1 rRNA gene is annotated in these 258 nt (G+C 46.9%); it reads left to right on the forward strand.

Going from position 1 to position 258, the window contains the following annotated elements:
• Positions 1-155 precede the first annotated feature (155 nt).
• Positions 156-258, forward strand: a 5S ribosomal RNA gene (rrf, locus tag GTP23_RS22465); the annotation flags it as partial.

A 258-nucleotide genomic window follows, 5' to 3' on the forward strand; every position in this document is an offset into this window, starting at 1 on the left:
TGATACTAATTGCCCGTACGGCTTGTCCCTATAACCTTAGCAGGATATAGGTAAGAAGACCGTTAAACGTTGTTGAGACAACTTCATTACCCACATTACTTACTATTCCAGATTCTGAGCAACGTTCGTGTGAACGCGGCTCGTACAAGTCAAAGCTTGATGACCATAGCAAGTTGGTCCCACCCCTTCCCATCCCGAACAGGACCGTGAAACAACTCTGCGCCGATGATAGTGCTGCAACCAGTGTGAAAGTAGGTT

The organism is Duganella fentianensis, from assembly GCF_009857835.1.
GTDB classification, from domain to species: domain Bacteria; phylum Pseudomonadota; class Gammaproteobacteria; order Burkholderiales; family Burkholderiaceae_D; genus Rugamonas; species Rugamonas fentianensis.